The 25,882-nt window shown below is 69.9% G+C and carries 23 protein-coding genes and 1 tRNA gene; 10 read left to right on the top strand and 14 right to left on the bottom strand.

From position 1 onward, the window contains the following. Positions 1-19 precede the first annotated feature (19 nt). Together U874_RS0111570 and U874_RS0111575 are read left to right on the top strand one after the other, a co-directional pair. Entirely contained in the window at positions 20-721 is a 702-nt protein-coding gene (locus tag U874_RS0111570) for an ABC transporter ATP-binding protein (RefSeq protein WP_025134698.1), read from the top strand. Between the two features lie 8 nt (positions 722-729). Continuing rightward, complete coding sequence (locus U874_RS0111575; RefSeq protein ID WP_232755916.1) at positions 730-2,049, top strand: FtsX-like permease family protein; 1,320 nt, start codon at positions 730-732, stop codon at positions 2,047-2,049. 123 nt (positions 2,050-2,172) lie between these two features. On the opposite strand, the gene argH is transcribed toward U874_RS0111575, so the two are convergent. The 8 genes from argH to U874_RS0111615 form a co-directional block, all read right to left on the bottom strand. After that, positions 2,173-3,615, bottom strand: coding sequence for an argininosuccinate lyase (argH, locus tag U874_RS0111580; RefSeq protein ID WP_025134700.1), 1,443 nt, complete (start codon positions 3,613-3,615; stop codon positions 2,173-2,175). Positions 3,616-3,622: 7 nt separating this feature from the next. Beyond that, positions 3,623-4,561, bottom strand: coding sequence for an ornithine carbamoyltransferase (gene argF, locus U874_RS0111585; protein ID WP_025134701.1), 939 nt, complete (start codon positions 4,559-4,561; stop codon positions 3,623-3,625). 49 nt (positions 4,562-4,610) lie between these two features. Next, on the bottom strand, positions 4,611-5,930 hold the full coding sequence (locus U874_RS0111590; protein ID WP_025134702.1) for a glutamine synthetase: 1,320 nt from the start codon (positions 5,928-5,930) through the stop codon (positions 4,611-4,613). A gap of 64 nt (positions 5,931-5,994) precedes the next feature. Then, on the bottom strand, positions 5,995-6,840 hold the full coding sequence (locus U874_RS0111595) for a MurR/RpiR family transcriptional regulator (RefSeq protein WP_025134703.1): 846 nt from the start codon (positions 6,838-6,840) through the stop codon (positions 5,995-5,997). After that, positions 6,837-8,216, bottom strand: a complete 1,380-nt coding sequence (locus U874_RS0111600) for an aminotransferase class III-fold pyridoxal phosphate-dependent enzyme (protein WP_198525850.1) — start codon at positions 8,214-8,216, stop codon at positions 6,837-6,839. The genes U874_RS0111595 and U874_RS0111600 overlap by 4 nt, the downstream gene beginning before the upstream one ends. Then, complete coding sequence (locus tag U874_RS0111605; RefSeq protein WP_025134705.1) at positions 8,209-9,435, bottom strand: M20 family metallopeptidase; 1,227 nt, start codon at positions 9,433-9,435, stop codon at positions 8,209-8,211. The genes U874_RS0111600 and U874_RS0111605 overlap by 8 nt, the downstream gene beginning before the upstream one ends. Continuing rightward, the gene (locus U874_RS0111610; RefSeq protein ID WP_025134706.1) at positions 9,432-10,610 is read right to left on the bottom strand and encodes an amidohydrolase family protein; all 1,179 of its coding nucleotides are present in this window, start codon (positions 10,608-10,610) and stop codon (positions 9,432-9,434) included. The genes U874_RS0111605 and U874_RS0111610 overlap by 4 nt, the downstream gene beginning before the upstream one ends. A 24-nt stretch (positions 10,611-10,634) precedes the next feature. Next, complete coding sequence (locus U874_RS0111615; RefSeq protein WP_051582902.1) at positions 10,635-12,080, bottom strand: APC family permease; 1,446 nt, start codon at positions 12,078-12,080, stop codon at positions 10,635-10,637. 166 nt (positions 12,081-12,246) lie between these two features. Here U874_RS0111615 and U874_RS0111620 point away from each other — a divergent pair, with 166 nt between their 5' ends. Both U874_RS0111620 and U874_RS0111625 read left to right on the top strand, forming a co-directional pair. Next, the gene (locus U874_RS0111620) at positions 12,247-13,773 is read left to right on the top strand and encodes an aminotransferase class I/II-fold pyridoxal phosphate-dependent enzyme (protein ID WP_025134708.1); all 1,527 of its coding nucleotides are present in this window, start codon (positions 12,247-12,249) and stop codon (positions 13,771-13,773) included. 82 nt (positions 13,774-13,855) lie between these two features. Next, positions 13,856-14,620: an HAD-IIB family hydrolase gene (locus U874_RS0111625; RefSeq protein WP_025134709.1), complete on the top strand. Its 765-nt coding sequence runs from the start codon at positions 13,856-13,858 to the stop codon at positions 14,618-14,620. A 152-nt stretch (positions 14,621-14,772) separates the two neighbouring features. Here U874_RS0111625 and mqo read toward each other — a convergent pair whose 3' ends face one another. Beyond that, positions 14,773-16,293: a malate dehydrogenase (quinone) gene (mqo, locus tag U874_RS0111630; protein ID WP_025134710.1), complete on the bottom strand. Its 1,521-nt coding sequence runs from the start codon at positions 16,291-16,293 to the stop codon at positions 14,773-14,775. A 31-nt stretch (positions 16,294-16,324) separates the two neighbouring features. Further along, positions 16,325-17,647: a DNA repair protein RadA gene (gene radA / locus U874_RS0111635; RefSeq protein ID WP_025134711.1), complete on the bottom strand. Its 1,323-nt coding sequence runs from the start codon at positions 17,645-17,647 to the stop codon at positions 16,325-16,327. Between the two features lie 175 nt (positions 17,648-17,822). Here radA and U874_RS0111640 point away from each other — a divergent pair. Continuing rightward, positions 17,823-17,913 (top strand) — tRNA-Ser (locus tag U874_RS0111640). Positions 17,914-18,007: 94 nt separating this feature from the next. On the opposite strand, the gene U874_RS0111645 is transcribed toward U874_RS0111640, so the two are convergent. Both U874_RS0111645 and U874_RS0111655 read right to left on the bottom strand, forming a co-directional pair. After that, positions 18,008-18,769, bottom strand: coding sequence for a hypothetical protein (locus U874_RS0111645; protein WP_025134712.1), 762 nt, complete (start codon positions 18,767-18,769; stop codon positions 18,008-18,010). A 381-nt stretch (positions 18,770-19,150) separates the two neighbouring features. Further along, positions 19,151-19,546 (bottom strand): hypothetical protein, encoded by a 396-nt coding sequence (locus U874_RS0111655; RefSeq protein ID WP_025134713.1) that lies wholly within the window; start codon positions 19,544-19,546, stop codon positions 19,151-19,153. Between the two features lie 1,039 nt (positions 19,547-20,585). On the opposite strand from U874_RS0111655, the gene U874_RS15830 reads away from it, so the two are divergent. Then, positions 20,586-21,554, top strand: coding sequence for an Ltp family lipoprotein (locus U874_RS15830; protein WP_025134715.1), 969 nt, complete (start codon positions 20,586-20,588; stop codon positions 21,552-21,554). Between the two features lie 45 nt (positions 21,555-21,599). Further along, positions 21,600-22,007, top strand: coding sequence for a RidA family protein (locus U874_RS0111670; RefSeq protein ID WP_025134716.1), 408 nt, complete (start codon positions 21,600-21,602; stop codon positions 22,005-22,007). A 72-nt stretch (positions 22,008-22,079) separates the two neighbouring features. Here the strand turns inward: U874_RS0111670 and U874_RS14860 are convergent, their stop codons facing one another. Continuing rightward, positions 22,080-23,555 (bottom strand): hypothetical protein, encoded by a 1,476-nt coding sequence (locus U874_RS14860; RefSeq protein WP_051582903.1) that lies wholly within the window; start codon positions 23,553-23,555, stop codon positions 22,080-22,082. A 175-nt stretch (positions 23,556-23,730) separates the two neighbouring features. Beyond that, complete coding sequence (locus U874_RS0111680; RefSeq protein WP_025134718.1) at positions 23,731-24,288, bottom strand: purine-nucleoside phosphorylase; 558 nt, start codon at positions 24,286-24,288, stop codon at positions 23,731-23,733. Positions 24,289-24,625: 337 nt separating this feature from the next. Between U874_RS0111680 and U874_RS0111685 the strand changes: the two genes are divergently transcribed. From U874_RS0111685 to U874_RS0111695, 3 genes are all read left to right on the top strand, one after another. Next, complete coding sequence (locus tag U874_RS0111685; protein WP_025134719.1) at positions 24,626-24,943, top strand: hypothetical protein; 318 nt, start codon at positions 24,626-24,628, stop codon at positions 24,941-24,943. Positions 24,944-25,054: 111 nt separating this feature from the next. Continuing rightward, a complete protein-coding gene (locus U874_RS0111690; RefSeq protein ID WP_025134720.1) occupies positions 25,055-25,546 on the top strand; it encodes an S-ribosylhomocysteine lyase in 492 nt (163 codons plus the stop codon). Next, a complete protein-coding gene (locus U874_RS0111695; RefSeq protein ID WP_025134721.1) occupies positions 25,547-25,843 on the top strand; it encodes a DUF1905 domain-containing protein in 297 nt (98 codons plus the stop codon). The last annotated feature ends 39 nt before the right edge of the window (positions 25,844-25,882 follow it).

The raw sequence follows: 25,882 nt of genomic DNA on the forward strand, positions 1-25,882 counted from the left end.
GCTGCGCAGACTGGGAGACATGTCCGAAATCCTGCTCCGCGCGTCAGCCCTCAGTCAGCACTACGGCCCCACTCGGGCCCTCGACGGCGTCTCCCTCGACCTGTACACCGGCACGTCCACCGCCATCATGGGCGCCTCGGGATCCGGCAAGACGACGCTGCTCCACGCGCTCGCCGGGATCACGGTGCCCCAGGCCGGCGTTGTGCAGTACGGGGGCGCGACCGTCTCCCAGCTCTCCGACGCGGAACGCAGCCGGCTGCGCCGCGAGCAGTTCGGTTTCGTGTTCCAGCAGGGCCTCCTCATCCCCGAGCTCACCGCGGTGGAGAACGTCGCGCTCGCGCTCATGCTCACCGGGGTGTCGAAGCGCGATGCGCTGCAGCCCGCGGCGCAGTGGCTCGCGGCGCTCGGCCTCGCGGGCATGGAGGATCGACGGATCGGCCAGCTCTCGGGCGGCCAGGCGCAGCGCGTGGCGATCGCCCGGTCCCAGGTCACGGGCGCGCGCCTCACCTTCGCCGACGAGCCGACCGGCGCGCTCGATTCGACCACCTCCCGCGAGGTGATGGACGCGCTCCTCGGCTCGACCGTGGGCCAGGGCCGCACGCTCGTGGTCGTCACCCACGATCCCGAGGTGGCCGCCCGCTGCGCGCGCGTGATCACCATGAGCGACGGCCGCGCCATCTCCGACGCGTGGGCGCAGAACACCGCCGGGGGTGCGCGGTGATCGCCCGCGTGCTCCCCCTCCTGTCGCGGCCGAGCCGGCAGGGCTCGTCAGCGCTCGTGCTGCCCGCCGTGGCCTTCGCGAGCGTCACGGCGCTGCTCGCGATCGTGCTGGGCGGCGCGCAGACCTTCTGGGTCTACACCGACGAGCTCGCGCCCCTGTACTGGATGTGCGCCGTCACCGCGCTCGTGCTCCTCGTCGTGCCGCTCATCTCGCTCGGGCACGCGGCTGCCCGGCTCTCGGCGCGCCGCCGGGATGATCGGCTCGCGGTGCTCCGCCTGCTCGGGATGCCGGGCCGCAGCACGGCGCTGCTCGCCGTCATCGAGGCCGCCGCGGTCGCCTGCGCCGGCGCCATCGCCGGGGTGCTCGTGGCATACCTCGCCGCGCCGCTCGTCGGGCTCATCTCGTTCCGCGGCGCACCGCTCGGCGCCGCAGCCGTGGCGCTGCCGCCGCTCCACGCGGTGCTCGTGGTGCTCGGGATCACGGCCGTCGCGGCACTGAGCGCCGGAGCGAGCCTGCGCCGCGTCGTTATCTCGCCGCTCGGTGTCGCGCTGAAGCAGCAGGCGCCGAAGCTGCCCTGGGTTCAGGCGCTCTTCGCCGTCGCGGGCATCGTGCTCGCCACCGCGATCGTCGGCGCAGTGAACGGCCTCGGCGCCCTGGGCGGCTTCGTCGCCATCATCGCCGGGCTCGGCATCGCGTTCGGCGTGGCGCTGCTCGCGCTCGACCTCATCGGCTCGTGGCTCATCGGGGTGTTCGGCCGCGGCAAGGCGAAGCGCGCGCAGGGCCCAGCGGATCTCCTCGCGGCCCGGCAGATCCTCGAGTCGCCGCGTGCCGCGTGGCGGCAGGTCTCCGGGGTCGCGATGGCGAGCTTCGTCGCGGTCTTCGCGGGCTCCGGCGTCGCGCTCCTGTCGGCGGTCGAGGAGCCTGGCGCGGGGGCCGATGCCTTCCCCGTCGCCGACATCCGCACCGGGATCATCATCACCGTGATCGGCTCGTTCATCATGGTGGCGTGCTCCGTGGGCGTCACGCAGGCGGCGCAGATCCTCGACCGCCGCGACGTGTCGCGCTCGCTCGCGATCATGGGCACGCCGCTCGACGTGCAGGATGCTGCGCGGCGCAAGGCCACGCTGCTCCCCCTGCTCCTGGCATCGCTCGGCAGCGCGATTCTTGCCGGGGCGCTCATGTTCCCCCTGCTCGGCATGGCGATCGTCGTCGCGCCGCTGTCGCTCGCGGTGATCCTCAGCTCGGTCGCCGCGGGGATCGCGCTCGTGCTCGCGACGCTGTGGGCGACGCGGCCGCTGCTGCGGGCCGCGGCCGTGCCGGTGGGCTAGCGCCTCACGGGGCCGGGGCCCGCGCCCCGGGCACCCGCGCCCCGCTCGTCTCGATGGATGAAACGACTGCGGCGCCCGACGATGTCGTCGGGCGCCGCAGTCGTGTCACGGAACTGTCGCAAACTAGCCGCGGAACTCCGCGATGCGCTGCTGCAGCTTCGCGAGCTGCTCGTCGACGCGCACGCGGGCCGTGCCGCCCGCACCGATGCGCGAGTTCACGGAGCCCTCGATCGTGAGCACCTCGCGCACCGCGGGGGTGAGGTGCTCGGACACGCTCGCGAGCGCCGCGTCGTCCGGCTCGTGCAGTTCGAGCCCGCGCTCCTCGCAGTAGCGCACCAGCTCGCCCGAGATCTCGTGGGCATCGCGGAAGATGACGCCCTGCTTCACGAGCCACTCGGCCACATCCGTGGCGAGCGAGAAGCCCTGCGGTGCGAGCTCGGCCATGCGCTCCGTGTTGAGCGTCATCGTGGCGATCATGCCGGCGAACGCGGGCAGCAGCACCTCGAGCTGAGCGATCGAGTCGAAGACGGGCTCCTTGTCCTCCTGCAGATCGCGGTTGTACGCGAGCGGCATCGCCTTGAGCGTCGCGAGGAGGCCCGTCAGGTTGCCGATCAGGCGACCCGACTTGCCGCGCGCGAGCTCAGCGATATCCGGGTTCTTCTTCTGCGGCATGATGCTCGAACCCGTGGAGTAGCCGTCGTGCAGGCGCACGAATCCGAACTCCTTCGTGTTCCAGAGAATGATCTCCTCGCTCAGACGGGAGAGGTCGATCCCGATCTGCGCGCAGATGAACGCGAACTCGGCGACGACGTCGCGGGCCGCGGTGCCGTCAATCGAGTTCTCGAGCGGCTCGCCGAGGCCGAGCTCCGCCGCCACGAGGCGGGGGTCGAGGCCGAGCGAGGAACCGGCGAGGGCGCCGCCGCCGTAGGGCGAGGCGCTCGCGCGCACCGACCAGTCGCGCAGGCGCTCAAGGTCGCGCACGATCGGCCACGCGTGCGCGGCGAGCTGGTGCGCGAGCAGCACGGGCTGCGCGTGCTGCAGGTGGGTGCGGCCGGGCAGGATCGCCCCGGGGTGCTTCGCCGCCTGCTCCGCGATCGCGTCGAGCAGGTCGAGGAGCATCCCCCGGATGATCGCCGTGTGATCGAGCAGGTACAGGCGCACGAGCGTGGCGATCTGGTCGTTCCGGCTGCGGCCCGCGCGGAGCTTGCCGCCCAGCTGGACGCCGACGATGTCGATGAGGAGACGCTCGAGCGCCGAGTGCACGTCCTCGTCGTCCGCACCGGGAACGGCGCGGCCGTCGGCCACCCGCGCGGCGAGCTCGTCGAGGCCGGCGCGCATGTCCGCGAGCTCCTGCTCGGTGAGGTAGCCGGCTGCGGCGAGCGCCGTGGCGTGCGCCTTCGAGCCGCGGATGTCGTACTCCGCGAGCACCCAGTCGAACTGCGTCGACTTCGAGAGGGCGGCGAGCGAGGGCGACGGGCCGCTCGCGAATCGGCCGCCCCAGAGCGCCCCGGCCTCGGCGGCGCGGTTGCCGGCGTCTCCTGCTGCGGTGGTGTTCTCGGTGCTCATGTCGTCCTTACTTCGTCTCGTCTTCGGTGCGGGCCAGCAGCCAGGCCATGAGGGCCTTCTGCGCGTGCACGCGGTTCTCGGCCTCGTCCCACACGACGCTCTGCGGGCCGTCGATCACCTCGGGCGCCACCTCGAACTCGCGGTAGGCGGGGAGGCAGTGGAGGAACAGGGCGCCCGCTGCGGCGTGCGCCATCAGCTCCGGGGTCACCCGGTACGCGCCGAAGGTCGCCACGCGCTCGGCCTTCTCAGCCTCCTGCCCCATCGACACCCACGTGTCGGTGATGACCGCATCGGCGCCGGTGACGGCCGCGACGGGGTCCGTGAGCACGGTCACGCTGCCACCGGTCTGCGCAGCGATGCGCTCGGCATCGGCCACGATGTCGGCGCGCGGGTGGAAGCCCTCGGGCCCGGCCACGCGAATGTGCATGCCCGCCGTCGCGAAGCCGAGCAGGTAGGAATGCCCCATGTTGTTCGCGGCATCGCCCACGTACGTGGCGGTGAGCCCCGCGAGCTCCCCCTTCTGCTCGCGGATCGTCTGCAGGTCGGCGAGGATCTGGCACGGGTGGAAGTCGTCGGAGAGCGAGTTGATCACGGGCACGCTCGCGTGCTCCGCCATCTCCGCGATGCCCGCGTGGTCGAAGGTTCGCCACACGATGAGTGACACCATGCGCGAGAGCACGCGCGCCGTATCGGCGATCGACTCCTTCGCGCCGAGCTGCGCCTCCCCCGGGTTCACGATGATGGGGGCACCGCCGAGCTCCGAGATGCCCGCTGCGAAGCTGAATCGCGTGCGCGTCGACGTCTTGTCGAAGAACACCGCGGCCGAGCGGGGGCCCGCGAGGGGGCGCTCCGCGAACGGCTCGCGCTTGAGACGCGCAGCGAGGTCGAGGACCTCGCGCTGCTCGGCCGGGCTCAGATCGTCATCACGGAGAAAGTGTCGGGTCACCCACTCAGCTTACCCGGGCCCGGGACCCGCTGGTCCCGGGCCGCTGGCCTCAGTACGTCGCGGCGTATGCCGCGTAGCGCGCCTCCGGATCGAGCGCCTCTGCGCGCGCGATCTCGGCGCGCTTCACCGCGACGAAGGTCTCGGCGAGCTCGGGGGCGAACCACTCACGCGCGACCGCGGACTCGGCGAAGCGATCCAGCGCCTCGCCCAGCGTGCTGGGGATGGGGCGGATCCCGAGCGCCGCGCGCTCATCCGCAGAGAGCGCATCGGAGTCGCCGCTCACGATCGTGGGAGTCGGAAGCTGCTCACGCACGCCCTCGAGCCCGGCCCGGATCAGGCAGCCGAGCACCAGCCAGGGGTTGCTCGTGGCATCCGCCGCGCGGTACTCGAGGTTGAACTGCTTCTGGTGGTTCGCGCCCGGGGTATTGAAGAGCGGGCAGATGCGCAGCAGGGCCTCGCGGTTGTTCTCGCCGAGGAAGACCCCACCGGCGCTCCACCGCTGCGGCGCGAGCCGCTCGTAGGAGAGCGGAGCCGACGCTGCAACGGCCTGGAAAGCCTCCGCGTACTTCAGAATGCCAGCGGCGAAAGACCCCGCGACCTCGGAGAGGTTGCTCGGACGGTGCTCGTCGTACGTCACAAAGCGTCCCTCACGGTCGCGCAGGCTCACGTGCACGTGCACGCCGTTGCCGCCGCCGTTCTCCTCCACGATCGGGGAGAACGTGATCCGCTTCCCGAGGCTGCTCGCGACGTGGCGAGTGATCTCGCGGAGATAGACCGCCCGATCAGCCGCGACGAGCGCTCGCGCCGGGCTCAGCGTGATCTCGAACTGGTTGCGTCCGAACTCGGGCAGCCACATCTCGGGCTCCAGGCCGGCGTCGTCGAGCGCTGCGACGAGGCGCCCTCCGAGTTCCTCCTCCTCGAGGAACGACTCAAGCGAGAACGGCGTGTTGACCGGGCTTCCGCTGTCGTCGCGCAGCATGAACTCGTGCTCGAACGATGAGACGACGCTCAGGCCGGTCTCTGCGTCGAGGTCCGCGATCGCGCGCTTCAGGAAGGTGCGCGGATCGCAGGCCCACGGCTCGCCATCGGGCGTGTGAATATCCGCGAGAACGAGGGTGGTCTGCTCCCCCGTCTCGTTCAGTGCGACGCTCGCGATACTCGTCACATCGGGCATAAGCCGCAGGTCCCCGACCGCGCCGAACGGGTTCGGAGTGACGATCGACCCGAAGGCGTCGATGGCGAGGTTGGCGGGCACCCAGCCGCACCCGCTGTTGAGGTACTTCTGGAACTCCTGCTGACGGAACGCGCGACCACGCGCCTTCGCGGCGAGATCGGCGGTCAGGATGATGGCCAGGGGTTCTTTTCTCACGATATGTCCTTACTCTCGAAGCGGGCGGCCACTGTGCCGTCCCGCGGTCTGCATGCTGAGGGGGTTACTCCCAGGCGTCGAACGCCTGGATTCTGCCGAGCGGTTCCGAGCCCAACTGCTCCACGACGCCGGCCACGAGGGCCTCGACGAGGGCGAGGGAGGGCACGAGCGAGTCGAATGGGCTCGGGGCCTCGACTCCGCTCGAGATCAGAAAGTCGGCGTGCTTCGCCGCGGGCGAGAGCCACGGATCGGTGAGGAGCACGGTCGTGGCGCGCCGCGCCTTCGCCCGGGCGACGAACTCGACCGTCGCATCCTGGTAGCGGCGGTAGTCGAAAGCGACGAGCACATCGCGCGGTCCGATATCGAGGAGCGCGAGCGACTTGTCCGACTCGGCTCGGCCCACGAACTGCACGTCAGGGCGGAGCAGCCGAAGATGCAGGGCGAGGTACTCGGCGAGGAGCCCGGAGTATCGGCCGCCCACCGCCCAGACGCGCCGCTTGGGGTCGGCGAGGAGCTCGACGATCCGGTCGAACTCGGAGACCGGCATCGCGGCGAAGCTGCCCGTGATGCCGCGCACGAAGACGTCGTTCGCGCGCGGAATCGTGTGGTCCTCGGGGACAGCCCGCTCACCGGCCCGGGTCTCGTACTGGTCGATGGGCGAGGTGGTCCGCTCGGAGATCTCCTCGCGAAGCAGCTCCTGCATCTGCGGGTAGGACTGAATGCCGACGCGGGCGAGCATGCGCAGCACGGTCGGCGCGCTGACATTCGCGCGATCCGCGAGCCGAGCCACCGGTTCCAGTCCAGCGACGGGGTACTCAGCAATGAGCGCGCGCGCCACCTTTTTCTCCGACGGGCTCATGACGTCGAGTGACATCTTGAGCGCCTCGGCGAGCGTCCGCTTCTTCGTCATTTCTCGTCCTCTCGGTGTGCGGGCTCCCAGCCCAAGTACGGTGCGACCGTCTCGATCGGCACCGCGCCGGCTCGCACCTCAGTGACCGCGGTGTGGAGTGTCTCCACCCCGCGCAGCGCTTCGGCTGCGCTGAGCGTGAGCGGCGGGGTCCATTCGACCACGTTCCCGCGCACCAGGTAGTTCACGACACCGAGCTCCCACATCCGGAAGATGACCCGCCTGGTGAAGAGGTCATCGGCGGCCGCCGAGGGCTCGGCCGGATCAGCGCGCAGCTCGATCCCCAGGCTGAGGCCGCGCCCACGCACCTCTGCGATCTCCGGGGCGGCGGCCGCAGCGTCTCGGAGCAGCGCGCGGAGCTCGCGCTCGCGTTCCGCAGCGGCCTCGGGGAGCCGGTCATCAATGATGGTGCGGAGCACCGCGAGCCCCGCCGCCGTACTGATCGCATTCCCCGCGGTCGTGAGCAGCGCGCTCGCCGGCGCCGCGTCGAGCACCGAGGCGGGCCCGACCACGGCGGCGAGCGGCAGGCCGCCACCGAGCGCTTTACCGAACGTGACCAGATCTGGAACAACGCCATCGTGAGCGAACGCGTGCAAGAGCCCCGTGCGCCCCAGGCCGACCTTGACCTCGTCGACGATAAGGAGGGCACCGGCCCGGTGTGCACGGTCGGCGAGCTCCCGGAGGAACCCCGCGGGCGGCACGACGAGGCCACCATCCGACTGAATGGCCTCAACAATGATCGCGCCGACCGGGCGCTCAGCGAGCGCAACGTCGAGCGCCGCCCAGACCTCAGGTAGCGCCGCGGCGGTCGCGGGGAACGGCAGGAGCGCGCTGGCGGGGTCGGCAGGGAGGCCCACTTCGACAAAGACGCCGCTCACCGCCTGAGCGGCTCCGAACCCGCCGTGGTAGCCACCACGGAACGCGAGCACGCCCGCTCGTCCGCTCGCGGCCCGCACAGCAGCGATAGCCGCGCTGTTGACATCGCTCCCGGAGTGCCCAAACAGCACGCGCCTCGGCGCGGCATCCGGGGCAGGCACCGCGGCGAGCAGCGCTGCTCCGAGATCGACCGCTGCTGGGTGCATCGCCGACAGCACGCTCGCGCTCCCGCCGGACTCGGCGGCGGCGCGGACCGCAGCGACGACCCGGGGGTGAGCGTGGCCGAGACTGTTCGCGCCCCACGCAGCGGAGAGGTCCAGGAAGTGCCGTCCCGTGTCGTCGACAATCTCGGCCCCCTGCCCCGAAACGATGCTCAGCGGGAAGAACCGGAGCTTCTGGTTGGCCGCGATCACCCGCTCGTCACGCACGCTGAGCGGCACGCTGGCTTGAGCGTCGCTGAGCGGGCCGGCCTCGGCGGCGATTCGGGTCTGCGGGTCATTCACGGTGCTCTCCCCCGACGAGTCCTGTCTGGCGCTCGGGATCGGCGCGCCGGTCGAGTTCGGCACAGGCGCCCAGGTAGCCGGCCGCAAGCGTGAGGGCGACGCGGCGCACGGCGTCCGGGTCTGGGAGGAACTCAGGGTGGTGCAGGCTGGGCCGTGCAGGGTGATCCTCGGTTTCGACCCCGACGAAGGCCATCAAGCCGGGGAGCTCTTCCGAGTAGAAGGAGAAGTCGTCTGCCCCGCACGAGCGCATGGGCTCACTCACCGTGAATCCCGCCGCAGAGAGCTGGGCATCGACGGCGTCGACGAGGCCCGGGTCGTTCTCGAGGACCGGCTCGCCCGTCACGATCTCAAGCGTGCCCTCAAGCCCGAATGCCGAAGCTTGGCCCTCGACGTAGCGGCGCACTGCCTCGTGCACGATCGGCCGATCAGCGCGGTCCATGGTGCGCAGCGTCCCCGAGAATGACCCCTCTTCGGGGATCACATTCGCGATCTCTCCCGCCTGGAAGCGCCCGACCGTGAGCACGGCAGGGTGCATCGGCGAGACGCTGCGCTGGAGCACCTCGGGCAGACCGACGACGATCTGCGCGAGCACGCCGATCGGGTTGGCAGCCTCATGGGGATACGCACCGTGGCCACCGCGCCCGCGCACGGTGACGCGCAGTTCGTCGGCCGCGGCGTTCGTCGGCCCCTTGCCAGTGGCCACCGAGCCCCGCGGGATCCCCGGGTGCACATGCGCGGCGAGCACCGCCGCGACCCCCTCTTCCCGAAGCACTCCAGCGCGCACGATGTCGAGCGCACCAGAAGGGTATGCTTCCTCGCGCGGCTGCAGGAACGGGACGAGCGCGTAGGGCAGCTCGCACTCCGCGGCCGCGCGGGCGAGCGCGATCAGGGCGGCCTGATGCACGTCGTGACCGCAGGCGTGCATGGCGCCGTTCGTCGATCGGAACGGAGCCCCGGTTGCTTCCTCGACCGGCAGTGCGTCGAGTTCTGCGCGGACCGCCACAGCCGCACCCGCCACGGGTCCGATCCGACCGATCCGGCCGGTGTCCGCGACGGTGCGCATCGGCATGGGCATCCGCTCCGCGATCCAGGCAGCCGCGGGCCCTTCGAAGCCCGAGAGCTCCGGGGACCGGTGCAACGCTTCACGGAGGTGGACCGCGGACGCCGCGTGCTCTGCAGTCCGCGCGAGCAGCTCCTGCGCGAGCTCGGGCCGGTTCACGCGAGGCCCCGCTCGGATGCGAAGCGGGGCTGGTCTGCGAGTCCGTACGCGCGTACGGCATTCTCCTGACAGATCTTGCGGATCAGCTGCTCGCCTGTCGCCGCATCCCACTCATCGGCGTCGATCCACCCGTTCACCACCTGGAGGAGGCCTCTCCGGAACAGGTGCGCCCCCAGGAAGTAGAGCTCCGACAGCCCGAATGCGTCCGAGGAGAACACGGCTTTGTCGAACGGCGTGAGCTCGAGCGATTCTGCGAGCACCTGCGGCGAGCGCGCGCCAACGTAGTTGATCGCCAACCCGACATCGCAGTACACGTGTGGGAAGACGTGCGCGAGGTACCCGGCATTCCGGTGGAAGGGGTAGCAGTGGAGCAGCAGGACGCGCACCCCACTGAGTCGCGTGCGGCGCAGCCACTCCGTGAGGAGCAGCGGATCGCAGCGACCCAGGTCGACATCGGGATCGCCGAAGCCGATGTGGAACTGAATCGCCTGCTGTGCGTCCACGGCGCACCAGATCCCGAAGCGGATCAACACGGCGTCTTCGAGCCGCGGCTCGGCTCCCGATTCCAGTTCGGCGAGCCAGGCCCCTGCGGCCGCCGCGACCTCGGCGTCGCTCGGGCGATCTGGTGCGAAGTCCAGACCGATTCGGTATGCGGCAATCGTCTTGACCCCTACGGCATCTCGGAGTTCCTCCGAGAGCAGCGCACGGAACGCGTCCGCGTACGCGGCCCCGCTTCCGAGCGTGGGGGCGAGCTGCTCGGCCAGGCGCTCCAGACGCACCACCGTGTCGGCACTCGCGTCGGCGCGCACCGCCATCTGCCCGGCGTCGAGGATGTCGTCGCCCCGATACCCGGTCTCGATCAGGTAGCGATCGATCCCCGCGGCGCGCAGGAGCCGCTCGTTCACCTCCTGCGGCGCCAATTCCGCCCGGCGTTCAAGGTATCGCTCGGGCGTGACGTGCGCGTCGAGGTCGAGAAGCGGCGCGCACCAGCGCCGGATCGCGACGCCCAGCTGGGAATCGAACACGGTGGTGCCCGCGGGCGCGGCCCAGTTCGACTCGGAGATGAGCGATTCGAACTCTGGCCGCTCCGGGCTGTGTTCAACCACGCCGTGGCAGTGGTGATCGATCAGGTCCGCCGCGGCGAACGCAGCGGGAGTGAGCAGGGTCTCGGACACGAGGTTCCTTTCGAAACGGGTGGACTAGTCGAGGTCTTCGGCGGTGAGGCGGCCGCCGATGCGCTGGGCGAGGCCCGGTCGGGCGAGGATGATGACCCCGCCGATCAGACACCACGCCCCCGCGATCCAGGGGAAGTAGGTGTACGGGGGTTCCTGGCCAATGATCTGGACCGCGTAGACGAAGCCGAGGTAGAGCAGTCCGAGGACGGGAAGCACAACCTCCCACTTCGGGATCCGAGTCTTCCCGCGGAAGATCGCAACGATGACGCCCACGGAAGTCATGCCGTACGCGACGACCATGCAGAGCGTCGCAATCGTGGCGTACCAGTAGTAAGCGTCGAATGCGCTCCCGCCGAACACGGCGATCCCGCCAGCGAGCAGTACGGCCAGCCCGGTGGTGGTGAGCACCGCCGCGACGGGCACCTTGGTGACAGGGTGGACGGTCCCCAGGCGCTTCGGGCCGAAGCCGTCGCGCGCGAGTGCGTAGATGAGCCGGGCCGCGGCCGCTGTCGAGCTCAGCACCGAGGCGAACGCCACCACGAACGCAATGAAGGCGATGAGCATCGCGTACTCGCGGCTGATGTAGAGCGTGCTGAGGCTCGTGAGCGTCGAGTTCGCCCCCGCGAAACTCTCGATCCCCTCCGCGTGAGTGCCGTAGCCGATCGTCTGCGCGAACATCATCACGGTGTAGAGCACGCCAGCGACGACGATGGCGCCGAGCAGAGCCCGCGGGATCGCCCGCTTCGGATTCTCAGTCTCCTCGCCGAGGGAACTCCCCGATTCGAATCCTGCCCACGACAGGAATGCAAAGACCGACGCGGTCATGATGCCCACGGCGGTCGCGTCGCCGGGGAGGAACGTGGTGAAGTCGATCGTCGCTTCGGGCACCGGGCCGGTTCCGCTGCCGACGCGCACGAAAATCACGACGGCGAGTACGAGCATCGCGACGACGCCGAGTACGCCGATCACGAAGAGCACGCGCGTGACCACGCGGGACTCGCGGACGTTGAGCACGACGACGAGCACAGCGACAACGAGCGCGACAAGGATCCAGGGGATGTGCGCCCAGAAGCCGCCGAACTCTTCGGCCCAGGCGGCGAAGAACACTCCGGTCGCACCGAGGATGCACGCCGCGAAGAACAGGTAGGTGCCGAGCAGGGCGAAGCCGCCGAAGAAGCCCGCCCGTGGCCCGATCGTGGCCCCGGCGAGCGCGTACACGGATCCGGCATGGCTGAAGTAGCCGGTCAGGCGGATAAAGCCGTATCCGACCAGGAGCGTGCCGAGAAACGCGAGCAGGAACGTGAACGGCACGGACTTGCCGACGAGACCGGCGACGCCGATCCCATTCAGCGCCATCGCCATCACAGGACCCATGAAGCCGACGGAGAGCGCAGTGACCTCCCACACCCTGAGCTTGCGGCTGCGCGTGCCGCGCCCCGCGGTCTGGGGTGGCGCAACGGTTTCGGACATGTCTTCAGACTCCTTTGTCTTTGAGCGTGCACTGTGGCGGAATCACCCGCCTCGGTGAAGAGTAACGCACATTACACATTATGCAAAACACCTAATTTGCGTACAATTCAAAACATGTGCTGCGCCGCTCGCGCCGCACCCGGCACCGATATGCAAAGGAGCACCCATGTCGAGCAGCGCACCCCATCCGCAGCGCCCGCCCCTGGATCAAGCCACCACCCCCTACGCCACGGCGCTCGACCTCCACGCGAAGCGGGACACCGTCAACCTCATGGTGCCCGGGCACGGGGCCACCGCCGCAGGGCTCTCCGAGGAGCTCGGCGCGTTCGTCGGCCCGCACGCCCTCGCACGGGACATCCCCCCGCTCATCCCCGGCATCGACGTCGGCCCGGACTCCCCGCTCGTCGCCGCGACGACCCTCGCCGCCGAAGCGTGGGGTGCGCGACGCACGTGGTTCCTCGCGAACGGCGCCTCGCAGGCGAACCGGATGGCGGCGCTCGCACTCGCGAGCCGCAGCCGCGGCGACGTCGTGGTCGCCCAGCGCAGCGCGCACTCGAGCTTCACCGACGGGGTGATCCTCGGCGATCTCCTCCCCCGCTTCGTGTTCCCGAGCATCGATCCCGCCCGCGGCATCAACCACGGCGTCACCCCCGACGCGCTCCGCACGAGCCTCGCCGAAGCGCAGCGCGCGGGCGACGCCGTGACGGCCGTCTACGTGATCTCGCCGAGCTACTTCGGCGCCGTCGCGGATGTGGCCGGCCTCGCCGAGGTGGCGCACGCGCACGGGGTGCCGCTCGTCGTCGACGGCGCGTGGGGATCCCACTTCGGCTTCCATCCCGAGCTCCCCGAGTCGCCCGCCCGCCTCGGCGCGGACCTCACCGTGTCGAGTACGCACAAGCTCGGCGGCAGCCTCACCCAGTCCGCCATGCTGCACCTCGGCGACGGCCCCTTCGCCGACGAGCTCGAGCCGCTGCTCGAACGCGCGTACATGCTCACCCAGACCACGAGCGCGAGCGCCCTCTTGCTCGGCTCGCTCGATGTCGCCAGGCACGCGCTCGTGCACGGCGGCGAGGCGATCGGGGCCACGCTCCGCACGGTCGAGACGTTCCGCGAGGAGCTGCGCGCCGACGGCCGCTTCCCCGTGATCTCGGATGGCTTCGACGCGTTCCCCGACATCGTCGCGCACGATCCGCTCCGCGTCTCGATCGACGTCGGCGCCACGGGGCTCAGCGGGCACGCGGTGCGGGATCGCCTCGCGGCCGAGCACGGCGTCTTCCTCGAGATCTCGACGGCGCACGCGATCGTGGCGTTTGTGGGGCCGGGGAAGGATCCGGAACTGTCCCGGCTCTCCCGTGCACTCTTCGCGCTCGCGGAGGGCGCCGAGGCCGCGCCTGAGGCCGCCGATCCCGCGCTCGGATCGTTCCCCGCGCTGCCCGCGCCCGGGCCGATGCGAGCCCGCCCGCGCACCGCGTTCTTCGCGCGGCACGAGCTCGTCCCCGCGTCCGAGGCCGTCGGGCGGATCTCAGCGGACGCGCTCGCGGCGTACCCTCCCGGGATCCCGAACGTGCTGCCCGGCGAGGAGATCACGGCGGAGACCGTGGCGTTCCTCCAGACCGTCGCGGCCTCCCCCATCGGCTACGTGCGCGGTGCGCTCGATCCCGCCGTCGCCCGGTTCCGGGTGCTCGCCGAGTAGCCGCCGCCTCCGCGCGCACCGGGCACCCACGCGGCCGCACTGCGAGCCGGGCTCCCGCAGCGGGCTGTGGGAGAATCGGGGGATGCCTGCCCTGCCCCGTTTGGTCGCGTTCGACCTCGATGACACGCTCGCCCCCTCGAAGTCCCCCGTCGAGGAGCGCATGCTCGACGTCTTCGCCCGGCTCCTCGCCCGCACCTCCGTCGCGGTCATCTCGGGCGGCAACTTCGAGCAGTTCGAGGCCCAGCTGCTCGCCCGTCTCGACGAGTTCGCCGGCGCCGACGAGGACGCGCTCGCGCGCCTCCACCTGCTGCCCACCTGCGGCACCCGCTACGAACGCCGCGAGGCCGGAACCTGGCGCACCGTCTACCGCGAGCACCTGAGCGAAGAGGAGCGCGACGGCGCACTCGGCGCCCTCCGCGAGGAGGCCGTGCGCCTCGGCCTGTGGGAGGCGGAGCCCTGGGGCGAGATCCTCGAGGATCGCGGCTCGCAGGTGACATTCTCGGCGCTCGGGCAGCAGGCGCCGGTTGCCGCGAAGCACGCCTGGGATCCCGACGGGACCAAGAAGAACACGCTCCGGGCGGCGGTCGCCGCGCGGCTGCCCGGGCTCGAGGTGCGGAGCGGCGGCTCGACGTCGGTAGACATCACCCGGCGCGGCATCGACAAGGCGTACGGCATGCGGAAGCTCGAAGAGCACACCGGGATCCCGCTCGACGACATGCTCTTCGTGGGCGACCGGCTCGATCCCGATGGCAACGACTACCCGGTGCTGGCGCTCGGCGTGGAGTGCCACGCGGTGACGGGCTGGGAGGACACGGCTGCGTTCCTGGAACGCCTCCTGGCGGACTAGCCCCTCCCCGCCGCCCGCCGCTCCCCGCTGCTCCTCACCCTCCCCTGGGTCGGGGTGGAGCGCGTTTCGGCGCCCAAACGAACGATCCCGCCCTCGCACGGAGCGAGGGCGGGATCGTTGCAGAGCGCGGTATCCCCGCGCGGCGGAGAGCCTTAGGCGGTCTCTTCCGCGGCGGGCGCGACCTCGTCCGCGGCGGGGATGAGCCCGAGCACGCGGCCGGTCTCGGCGAGCGAGGCTGCTGCGGCTGCGGCGTCCTGGTTCAGGCCGCCCGTCGCGAGCACGGGGATCTGCTCGGTGAAGGTCTGCTCCCACGAGTTCGCGTACTGCTCGGGGAAGCACTTGCGCAGCACACCCAGCATGGCGTGCACGGCGGTCGAGGCCCCGGGCGATGCGCCGAGGAGGCCCGCGATAGAGCCCTCAGCGCCCGTGATGACCTCGGTGCCGAACTGGAGGATGCCGCCCTGCTTGGGGTCCTTCTTCATGACCTGCACGCGCTGGCCTGCAGTGATCATCTCCCAGTCCTCGGTGCGCGCTGCGGGCATGTACTCGCGGAGCGTGTCCATCTGCTTCTCGCGGCTGGCGAGGAGCTCGCCGAGGAGGTACTTCTCGAGCGACCACTGGGTCAGACCGACCTTGATCATCGGGCCCAGGTTGTGGAGCCGGATCGAGCCGGGCAGATCCCACCAGGAGCCCTTCTTGAGGAAGTTGGGGCTGAAGCCTGCGTAGGGTCCGAAGAGGATGCTCTCTTCGCCGTCGACGATGCGGGTGTCGAGGTGCGGCACGGACATGGGCGGTGCGCCCACGGCGGCCTTGCCATAGACCTTCGCGCGGTGGTGCGCGACGATCTCGGGGTTGGAGGTCTTCAGGAACTTGCCGCTGATAGGGAAGCCGCCGAAGCCGCGGATCTCGGGGATCTTCGAGGACTGGAGCAGCTGCAGCGCGCCGCCGCCCGCGCCGACGAAGACGAACTTCGCGTTGATCATGGAGCGGCCGTAGCCCATGCGGTTACGCACGTGCACGTCCCAGGTGCCGTCGGCGCGGCGCTTGACCTTCTTCACCTGCATGCCGAGGTGCATGTTCGCACCCTCGGCGACGAGGTAGTCGAAGAGCTGGTGCGAGACCGCACCGAAGTCAACGTCGGTGCCGCTCGTGGAGCGGGTCGCCGCGAAGACCTCGTCTTTGGCGCGGCGGTCGACGAGGAGCGGGGCCCACTCGGCGATCTGCTCGGGATCCTCGCTGAACTCCATGTCGGAGAACAGGGGCTCCCGCTTGAGGATGTCGAAGCGGCGGCGGAGGTAGTCCACGTTCTCGGCGCCGCGCACGAAGGTCATGTGCGGGGTCGGGTTGATGAACGAGGAGGGGGTGCCGAGGATGCCCTTCTGCACGAGGGTGGACCACCACTGGCGAGACAGCTGGAACTGCTCGTTGATGTCGATCGCCTTCGTGGCCGAGAGGCTGCCGTCGGCGCCTTCGGGCATGTAGTTCAGCTCGCAGAGGGCTGCGTGGCCGGTGCCCGCGTTGTTCCACGCGTTCGTGCTCTCGGTCGCAACCTCGGACTGGGACTCGAAGATCTCGATCGACCAGTCGGGCTGCACCTGCTTGATCAGGGTGCCCAGGGTGGCGCTCATGATGCCACCGCCGACGAGGACGACGTCTACCGTGTTCTTACTCACGATGGGCAAGTCTACTCCGCCTCGGCGGGAACTACAGACCGGCGCCGGTTCGCGCCTGCTGCAGCGTCTCAGCGCCCGCGTCGATGAGGCGCACGTAGCCGAGCCGTGTGGCCTCCTGCGCGCGCTGCACTCCCGAGGCGACGGGCCGCACTTCGCCCGCGAGACTGATCTCACCGAAGGCCGCGAGATCGTGCGGAAGCGGGCGGTCGGTGACGGCGGAGAGCACGGCGAGCGCGATGGCGAGATCCGCTGCGGGCTCGCCGAGCTTCACGCCGCCGACGGTGGAGACGTACACGTCCTGGTCGTGCAGGCGCGCCCCCATGCGACGCTCCAATACGGCAAGGATCATGGCGACGCGCGACGGGTCGACTCCGCTCGTGACGCGGCGCGGGTTCGGCGTCGCACTTTTCGCGACGAGCGCCTGCACCTCCACGGGCAGCGCGCGGCGCCCCTCCATCGCGACGGTCGCGCAGGTGCCGCTCACCGGCACCCCCGCGCGGCTCAGGAAGAGCCCGCTCGGATCGGGAACCTCCTGGATCCCGTCGCCCGTCATCTCGAAGCACCCCACCTCGTCGGTCGGGCCGAAGCGGTTCTTGAGCGTGCGGAGGAAGCGGAGCGAGGTCTGCCGGTCGCCCTCGAAGTGGCACACGACGTCGACGAGGTGTTCGAGCAGGCGGGGCCCGGCCACCGAGCCGTCCTTGGTGACGTGGCCGACGAGGATGACCGGGGTGCCGCGCCCTTTCGCGACGCGGATAAGCGCGGCCGCGACCTCGCGTACCTGCGCGGGGCCGCCGGCGGCACCCTCGATCTGGTCGCTCGCGAGCGTCTGCACCGAGTCGATGATGACGAGCACGGGGTTCACCGATTCGATGTGCCCGAGGACGGTGGCGAGATCGGTCTCGCTGGCGAGGAATAGCGTGTCGTGCATGGCCCCCGTGCGCTCGGCGCGCATGCGGATCTGCCCGGTCGACTCCTCACCGCTCACGTAGAGGATGCGCGCGCCCGTCGCCGCGGTGCGAGCTGCCGTGTCGAGCAGCAGCGTCGACTTGCCCACGCCGGGCTCGCCGGAGAACAGGATCGCGGCGCCGGGCACCACGCCGCCGCCGAGCACGCGGTCCAGCTCACCGATGCCGGTGGCCTGGTGCCGCACCGAGTCTCCCGTGAGCTCCGTGATGGGCCGGGCTTCGCGCCCCGCAGCGGGCTGCACGGCCCGCGTGGTGCGGGCGATCGTGGCGCCCTCGCGCGCGCGCTCGACCACCGTGCCCCACTGCTGGCACTCGCCACAGCGGCCGACCCACTTCGAGGCCTGCCACCCGCACTCGGTGCAGGAGAACGCGCTACTTGTCTTCGCCATGGCTGCGACACTACCGGGGACCTCGGACACTGGGCGGGGTGGCGCTGCTGCCGCGACTCCTCGACGCGCAGAACGCCCGTCGCATCGGCCGCGCGCACCTCCGCGACACGCCGACGACACGGGCTCAGCACCCCCGATTTCACTTTCGGACCCGAAATCACGTATTCTTTTTCGCGGTGACGTGTCCGAGCGGCCGAAGGTGCAACTCTCGAAAAGTTGTGTAGGGTAACCCCCTACCGTGGGTTCAAATCCCACCGTCACCGCCAGAGCGAAGGCCCCGCCTCCCCTTTAGATCGCTGGGGAGGCGGGGCCTTCGTCTTTCCCTCACGGGGCGATCCGACTACGTTCTCTCCGGGCGCATCACGGTTGGGGGCGTTCCTCACCCCTGTGAGGCTCCCCCTTCGAGGCGTCGTCTTCGTCAACGGCCACGGTAAGCACCGCGTCTTCTGGCTCAGCGATCTCATCCCAGCTTTCGGGTAACGGACCGAGTATCTTTCGTGCCGACTTCACCACAAACCACCCGAACAGGCCGTTACCGCTGCCACCGATGGCCGCACCGATCATGAATGGAACCTGCTTACCAAGAACCAGCACCCCCGTCTTCACGCCCCACTTCGTGATGAACCGGGGGCCGAGGACACGGTTCGCCTGGTTGATCGCCGCCATCGGGACGGCCTGGACAATCTTCTTACCCCAATAGGGCGCGGTTCGGCCGATGATCTTTTCGAGCACTTGCGTCGATGCTGAGTTCCCAACCAGCACGGCTGTCACGAGCAGTCTTCGGCGCTCGATGTCTTCAAGGTTCAGCTTATGTATCTCTGCCACTGACAGCGCGTACAGAACTGACGCTTCGAGATAGGTGAGTAGATCGGCCAATGCAGCGGGCACCTGGACGAACCCGTTCGGCACCACAGCCGCGGCACCTGCACCGGCACCGGTCGCGGAGACAGAACTTATGTACCACTTGTTCATGTAGGCGACCAGTTCCTCGGGCGATTTGTCCGGGTGCACTCGGCGCAGGCGAGCGACGTTCGCCATGGCGACAGGCTGCTGTGTATCCAGTGCCTTGTTGAGACCCGCTTTGACCAGGGCCTTGGGGTCGAACTTTCTCGCATCTGCCATAGCCACAATCATCCCAGGCTGCACCGGCGTTGAGCGAGATCGCAGTCACGTTCACGATCCAAGCCCCTGGTTGCCGGTCAAGCTACAGGAGCCGGTGGGCCGGGCACGTCGTTGATCTGATCCACGGTGAGCCTCTTCTGCCCGTCAGTGGGGCGACCTCACCAGGTCTCGCGCTTCCCGACCAACTGGCTCTGGGGGGTAAGCTTCGTGTGCTTCTGGCGCGCCCAGTTTTCAAACACCTCGTGCAACATTGTGCCGTCCGAGCGCGTGACCGTCTTGGCGAACGCGGTCAGCTGCGCCGACTGCTGGCCGAGAACCCCAGCCCGTATCTCGTCGTAGCTCAGCAGCTGCGGCGCGGGCCCCGCTGCGCCAAGGTCGCGCTCACCATCCTCGCGCAGCGCGGGAAGTCGGCATTCTCGGCCCGCTTCTCAACCTAGAGCGCGCGGCATCGCTAAGCGCGTTCCGAGCCGAGAGTCGGCCGTCTGCAGTCCCCTGGTCGCGCGGGTCGAGGTTGACCTCTTGAATGTCGAACTCTCGCTTGTGGGTCAGCCAGTCGGTCTCGGAGGCAAGCGCGGCATCGACGATAGTCTCGTGACCGGCGGTGCGCAGTGATGCCGCCTCGGCTTTCTCGTCTTGCACCTCCTCGTACGCCGGCTTCGGCACCTTACGTCGGTAGTGCTCGCCTGGCTCGCATTCGACCGGGTAGTCCTCGGCGATCGTTCGCCCCCGCACGGCTCCCTGAGCGGCCTGCATCTTGCGCTCGCCCCAGGCAACCATGCCCCTGCCTAGCACACGATCCCGACGCCGAGCGTCTGCTCGTCGAGCGCTTTGAGGTCGGCAAGGTCGATCTCGCCATAGGGCTTCCCGGTGAGCTACTCGAGCTGCGAGTGCTCCTCGGAAGCAAACGCGAATCCCATCGGCCCTCCGAGCCGCCGACAGGACCGCATGTCCTTGTTCCCGCGGAGCGAGATCGCGCCCTCCGAGCAGACGACATTCGAAGAGACGAGTACGCCTTCGACATCGCCGGACGCAGCACCCCCCGGCGCCTTCGAGTCGGGCGCAAACGAGTAGTTCATGACCTGGATGTCCCGCGTGCTTTCTCCGCCTATGCCAACCCAAAGCCACCGTTCAAACCGGTGCTCTACAGGGTCAGGAAGGCTACTGCTTTCGAGTGCCATCGGCGATCCGCGATGCGGTTTTCGCAGAAATTGGAGTCCAGCTCGACGTAGAACCACGTCAGCCAGGCGCAAGTATCTCAATCGATGGCGGCACCGACGCAGTTGGCATTGCAAAGCTGCGCAAGGAACAACCCACTTTGCGCAAACGGCTTATCGAGCTACGTGACACAGCACCGTGCGCGCTCTGTGGCCAGGTGTTTCCCGTCGAGTACCTTGTCGCATCACACATCAAACAACGGAGTGAGTGCACCGAGAAGGAGCGCATTGACGTGAATGTTGCAACGCTCGCTTGCACGTTTGGGTGCGACTCAGCCTTTGAGCGAGGCGATCTCTGGGTGAGCAACGACGGAATGCTCAATGTTCGATCATCAGCCCACCTTTCTCTCCACAGCCACTTCGAACCGTTCATCGGGCGCACGCTAGAAGTCTTCAACTCGCGCAACAGAAAGTACTTCAGAGCAAGACGACTTCAATACTCGAACTAGGTCACACCTGGGGTGGTACTCACATTCCTTACTGTCCATTTGCCTCCTCATCACCCCCGCATGCAGGACGCAGCCCCGCAGTTCTCGTCAACCCAGATCGGGGCGACTCAGGGATCGCCTGAAACCATCTCGGGAAAATGACAGGATTGAGTCATGTCTTTCCCGAGCGACGAGCCACAGCCCGAGCAGCCCCAGCCACCCCAGGCGGCACAGCAGCCCGAGCAGCCGCAGCAGCCGCAGGCTCCCCAGCAGGCCCCCGCGCCCGCGTACGGTGCTCCGCAGCACGACGCTCCCCAGTACGCGCCGCCGCAGCACAACGCCCCGCAGGTCAGCGCGCCACAGCACGACGCGCCCCAATACGCACAGCCCCAGTACGACGCGCCCCAATACGCACAGCCTCAGTACGGCGCTCCCCAGTACGCACCACCGCAGTACGCGGCGCCGGTTCCGCCCGCAGGGGCACAGGCTCCGGGCTACGGCGCACCGCTGCCGCAGCGCCCCGCGACCGGGCTGGCGATCGCCGCGCTCGTCGTGGGGATCGTGGCGTTCCTCCTCGGCCTCGTTCCGGTGCTCGGCATCATCCTGGGCCTGGCCGGCGTCGGCCTCGGCACGGCGGCGCTCGTGAAGCGGCAGCCGAAGGCTCTCGCGCTCACCGGCACGATCCTCGCCGCGCTCGCGCTCCTCGCATCGATCATCACGACCGCGAGCCTCGGCTCCGCGATCAGCTCAGTCGACCGCGGGCGGGCGCTCGTCGAGTCCTCGACCCCCGCCCCGCACGCGACGCCCGACACGGATCACCGCGATGACGATTCGGCGGCGGACGAGTCCGGGGAGACGATCGGCCAGCGGAACGCGCTGCGCTCCGCGCGGGAGTACATCGATCTGATGGCCTTCTCACACTCGGGCCTCATCTCGCAGCTCGAGTACGAGGGCTACTCGACCGCGGACGCGACCTGGGCCGCCGACCGCGTCGAGGCCGACTGGGATGCCGAGGCGGTCGAAGCCGCGAAGCAGTACCTGGATCTCATGGCGTTCTCGCGGGACGGCCTGATCAAGCAGCTCGAGTACGACGGCTTCACCTCCGAGCAGGCCGAGCGCGCCGCCACCGCCGCCGGGTACTGATCCCGCGCGGGATCCTCCCGCACCCATCACCTCCGAAGGACTCCCATGACGACTCCCGTCCAGCTCATCCGCTCGCAGGCCCTCAGCGATGTCGCCGAGTACGCCTATGCCGCGACCGCCCCGGCCGGAACCCGGTTCGTGTTCATGGCGGGCGCGTGCCCGCTCGCGGACGACGGGAGCACGGTCGGCGTCGGCGACTTCCGGGCGCAGGCGGCGCGCTGCGTCGAGACGCTCACGACCGCGCTCGCGGCGGCCGAACTCTCCCTCGAGCACGTGATCCAGACCCGCGTGCTCGTCGCGTCGACCCGCCAGCAGGACCTCGTGGACACCTGGGAGGTGGTGCGCGACGCGTTCGGCGCGCACGATGTTCCCAGCACCCTCATGGGCGTCACCGTGCTCGGCTACGACGATCAGCTCGTCGAGATCGAGGCGATCGCAGCCGTCGCCGGGTAGCCTCGGCTGCGATAGGCACAGGCCTCCGCCCGCGGAGACGAGCCCGCGGAGACAAGCCCGCGACGCCCGCCCCTAGGACGCGCGCTGCGGCGCGCCGGCGAGCTGGTCGACGACGGGGAGGTGCTGAACGTCCGCTCCCCCGCGGCGCGTGAGCGGCACGAGGATCGCGAGCGCCACGAAGCCCGTGAGCAGCTTGTCCGTGATCGACGAGAGCAGGTTCGCGGCGAAGATCCCGAAGAACTCCGGCGTCGAGCCGTGCGCGAAGAAGCGCACGACGTTCTCGGAGCCGTGCCCGGTGATCCCCGCGAATCCGAAGGCGAGGATCGGTGCGGCGACGAGCGAACAGGCGACCGCCACCGCGAGGGTCAGGGAGAAGAACCGGAGGAACGAGTCCCCGCCGCCGAACCGGCGCACGCCGTAGGCCCAGACGAGCGCGCCCGCGATGTTCACGAGCGCGAACGGGAGCGAGACGGCGCCGCTCACGGCGATCCCGATGCCGTTCGTTGCGAGGCCGACGGCCACGCCGGCGAGCGGTCCGAAGGCGAGCGCGGCCACCGCCGTACCGATCATGTCGAGGTAGACGGGCAGGTGGAGCAGCGCGACGAGGAGCTGACCCACGAGGTTGAGGGCGAGGCAGCCGAGCAGCGCGAGCGCGATGAAGCGCGCCCGCTGCAGGCCCGTGCGTCGACGAGGGGCCGCACTGGTGCGCACGGTCTCAGCGGGCCGCGGAGCGGCGCTCATCCGGGCTGCGGCGCCGGGCCGGGCCGTCGGTGCGGCCGCGCCGACTACCACGGGCTCCCGATCGCTGGCGGGTCCTCGCGGGGCACCCGCTGGGGCGAGCAGCGCGGGATCCGCCAGCGGCTCGGCTTCCTGTTCGAGGGGCGCGGGATCCGCGAGCGGCGCCAGCGCGGCGATCGCCTCGGGCGCCGCGGCGAGGGTCTCCGGGGCCGCCGCGAGCTGGGCCTGGCCGCGCGCGGGGCTCGCCCAGACGGCGAGCGCGCTGTGCGAGGCGGCCGTGAGCGCAACGGCGGGAACCGAGCCGGTGCTCGGCTCGATGCGCCCCACGACCGGCGCAAGACCGGCCCCGGCCGCGACGTCGACGAGGCCGTCGTCATCGGTCGTGGGAGCGGCGCGGAGCGCATCGGCGGCGGAGAGCTGCGGGCGACGATCGCCGGACTGCACGACGGCAGCGGGCTGCGTCTCGGATCCGGGCCCGGTCGCGTGCTTCCGCGCGGAGCCGCAGCGCCGCACCCAGTCGTCCGCGCGTTCGGGGGTCTCGCCGAGCGCGAGCACGATGTCGCGCACCAGCTCCGCGTCGATGCGCGAACGGCCCATGCTGAACGCGTGATAGACGGTCGAGCGCGGGATCATCGCGCCATCGGGCAACTGGCCGAGCTCGACCCGCCGCACCGTGATCCGCCGGGCGATCTCCGCGTAGCTCGCAGCACCGGTGCGTTCCCGCAGCCGGATCAGATCGGAGGCGAGCTCGTCCAACGTCTCGCCACGCACGCGTGCGCCGCTCCCCACATCGCCCCAATCCATCGACATCCGAGGTTTTCCAGTTCACACGCTACACGGAGTGCAGGTTTCCGGGATCCCTCGAACGAGCGGTATTTCAGTGAATTGTTGCGGAAAACCCCTGCTCAGAAAACAGGCGCATAGCAAACTCAGGGGGTGCGCAGGCGCTGCGCATGGGCCCGGTGCGCGCACACCGGGTTCGGGATCAGACCAGCCGCGCGTCCCAGAAGGCGCGCAGCTGCTCGCTCTTCCGGAAGACGATCGTGTCCCACTCCTCATCGGTGGTCGAGCTGTCGGCGAAATCCGAGGGGATCTTGAAGATCTGCAGCGCGACCCCGAAGCGGGCGCAGACGCTCGCGTAGGCGTACGCCTCCATGTCGACGAGCGCGGCCCCGAGCCCGGAGATGTGCGCGCGCTGCGCGTCATCCTTCACGAACACGTCGCCCGTGGCGATCGTCGCCGTGCGCTCCGGGAGCAGCACGTCCCCGCTCGGCGCGAGCTCGGGCGACGGCAGCGAGAAGTCGTGCTGCACGACGCCCGTGATCTGCACAACCTCTTCGAGGCTCAGGCGGTCCGGACCGTCGCCGACCACGCCCGCGGTGCCGAGCACCACGACCCGGTCGACGTCGCCCTCGGCGAGCGCGGCGGCGAGGCCGACGGCGCCCTGCACCTTGCCCACGCCGGTGATGAGATGGGGCACGTCCGCGAAGGCGGAGGCCTCGTCGCGGTGGGCGAAAACGAGCAGGGTACGGGTGGCCGGCATCACAGTCTCTTCCCTTGCGCTCGCGCGCGGTTCGAATCAATTTCGGATCAACACTAGCGTTTTTCGAAGACCTGTTCTAAACTATGGGTTCGAGCTTGCACTCGGCACGCGTGATCTTCCTCGTTTCTTGCAGGATGCCTCCCACTCCGCGGCCGCATGGCAGAGCTCCTCGGCGCAAGCATCACTCCGATGCACTCCTGCGCCTCGCCCGCCGGTTCCCGTGCTGCGCATCCCGCGCATCGGCCTCGGCGCGGCCGGCTCGATCCCGAGCCCCGCACCCGCGAGAAGGACTTGGCGGGTATCGCACCACGACGGTGCGACAGGAAAGGACACCATCATGACTCAGCTGAAGCTTCGCACCCAGCGCACCGCCGCGCAGCAGCGACCCGCTCTGCGCACGCCCTACCACTCGCTCGGTTCCGGCAGCGAGATGCACGTGCCCGAGTGGGCGCAGCACCGCTCCGTGTACCGCACCTCCGGGCGCACGCTCTACCTGGTCGAGACCGACCAGCCGAGCGCCGCGCGCGGCGACCTCGAGCGGCTCACCCGTTCCGGGTGGGACGTGCGGGTCGAGCGCGCCCCGCAGGGCGAGCTCACGCGCATCGCGCTGACCCGCGGCGACCTCGGTCGCGCGGACCTCGCGCGCGCCGCCTAGGCGGCCCGCGAAACGGTCCGCCGGGCTCGCGCCCCATCCTGCCACCGCCCCCGGTGTCCTCATGTGACGGACACCGGGGGCGGTGTCGTTGGCCGTCGCTACACTGGCCGCATGAGCGACGTCGAACTTGCCGAGGTGGAGAGCTTCTCCCTCGATCACACGAAGGTGCTGGCCCCGTACGTGCGGCTGATCGGGGTGGAGCGCGGCCCCCGCGGAGACGCGATCTCGAACTACGACATCCGTCTCGTGCAGCCCAATGAGCAGGAGATCCCCACCGCGGGGCTCCACACGATCGAGCACACGCTCGCCGCGCTGCTGCGCACGCGTTTCACCGGCCTGATCGACATCTCGCCCTTCGGCTGCCGCACCGGCTTCCACCTGATCGCGTGGGGTGAGCCGACGCCCGAGGAGGTGGCAGGCGCCATCAAGTCGGCGCTCGACGACCTCGCGCACCGGGTCACCTGGGCCGACGTCCCGGGCACCGAGGCCGTGAGCTGCGGCAACTATCGGGATCACAGCCTCCACTCCGCGCAAGAGTGGGCGAAGGCCGTGCTCGCGCGCGGCATCAGCCTCGACCCGTTCGACCGCTCTCGGATCGCCTAGGTGTTCGTCGAATTCTCCGCGGTTCCCTATCTGTGGGAGGCCCGCACGCAGACCTGGGTGTTCGTCGACCTCCCCGAGCCGCTCGCCGCGGACATCGCCGAGATCCCGCGGCCCCGAGCCGGCTTCGGAGCGGTAAAGGTGGAGGCCCGCATCGGCGCGACCGTGTGGCGCACCTCGATCTTCCCCACGGGCGGCGGCGCGAGCTACATCCTCCCCATCAAACGCGCCGTGCGCGAGGAGGCGGGCGTCGAGGTCGGCTCCGAGGTATCGATCATCCTCTCGGTGCTCGATCTCTAGCCGCGCACTCCCCCGCCCGCACGCACGAGGGCCCGGCAA

It is taken from the genome of Leucobacter sp. PH1c (assembly GCF_000633415.1).
Taxonomy (GTDB): Bacteria; Actinomycetota; Actinomycetes; order Actinomycetales; family Microbacteriaceae; genus Leucobacter.

Coding starts and splice junctions, on each gene's coding strand:
- U874_RS0111655 (WP_025134713.1), bottom strand. CDS start 19,546: ATGGTTGCCTGGGGCGAGCGCAAGATGCAGGCCGCTCAGGGAGCCGTG.
- U874_RS0111620 (WP_025134708.1), top strand. CDS start 12,247: ATGTCGAGCAGCGCACCCCATCCGCAGCGCCCGCCCCTGGATCAAGCC.
- U874_RS0111690 (WP_025134720.1), top strand. CDS start 25,055: ATGAGCGACGTCGAACTTGCCGAGGTGGAGAGCTTCTCCCTCGATCAC.
- argH (WP_025134700.1), bottom strand. CDS start 3,615: ATGAGCACCGAGAACACCACCGCAGCAGGAGACGCCGGCAACCGCGCC.
- U874_RS0111625 (WP_025134709.1), top strand. CDS start 13,856: ATGCCTGCCCTGCCCCGTTTGGTCGCGTTCGACCTCGATGACACGCTC.
- U874_RS0111570 (WP_025134698.1), top strand. CDS start 20: ATGTCCGAAATCCTGCTCCGCGCGTCAGCCCTCAGTCAGCACTACGGC.
- U874_RS0111685 (WP_025134719.1), top strand. CDS start 24,626: ATGACTCAGCTGAAGCTTCGCACCCAGCGCACCGCCGCGCAGCAGCGA.
- U874_RS0111670 (WP_025134716.1), top strand. CDS start 21,600: ATGACGACTCCCGTCCAGCTCATCCGCTCGCAGGCCCTCAGCGATGTC.
- U874_RS0111680 (WP_025134718.1), bottom strand. CDS start 24,288: ATGCCGGCCACCCGTACCCTGCTCGTTTTCGCCCACCGCGACGAGGCC.
- U874_RS0111645 (WP_025134712.1), bottom strand. CDS start 18,769: ATGGCAGATGCGAGAAAGTTCGACCCCAAGGCCCTGGTCAAAGCGGGT.
- U874_RS15830 (WP_025134715.1), top strand. CDS start 20,586: ATGTCTTTCCCGAGCGACGAGCCACAGCCCGAGCAGCCCCAGCCACCC.
- radA (WP_025134711.1), bottom strand. CDS start 17,647: ATGGCGAAGACAAGTAGCGCGTTCTCCTGCACCGAGTGCGGGTGGCAG.
- U874_RS0111595 (WP_025134703.1), bottom strand. CDS start 6,840: ATGACGAAGAAGCGGACGCTCGCCGAGGCGCTCAAGATGTCACTCGAC.
- U874_RS0111615 (WP_051582902.1), bottom strand. CDS start 12,080: ATGTCCGAAACCGTTGCGCCACCCCAGACCGCGGGGCGCGGCACGCGC.
- U874_RS14860 (WP_051582903.1), bottom strand. CDS start 23,555: ATGTCGATGGATTGGGGCGATGTGGGGAGCGGCGCACGCGTGCGTGGC.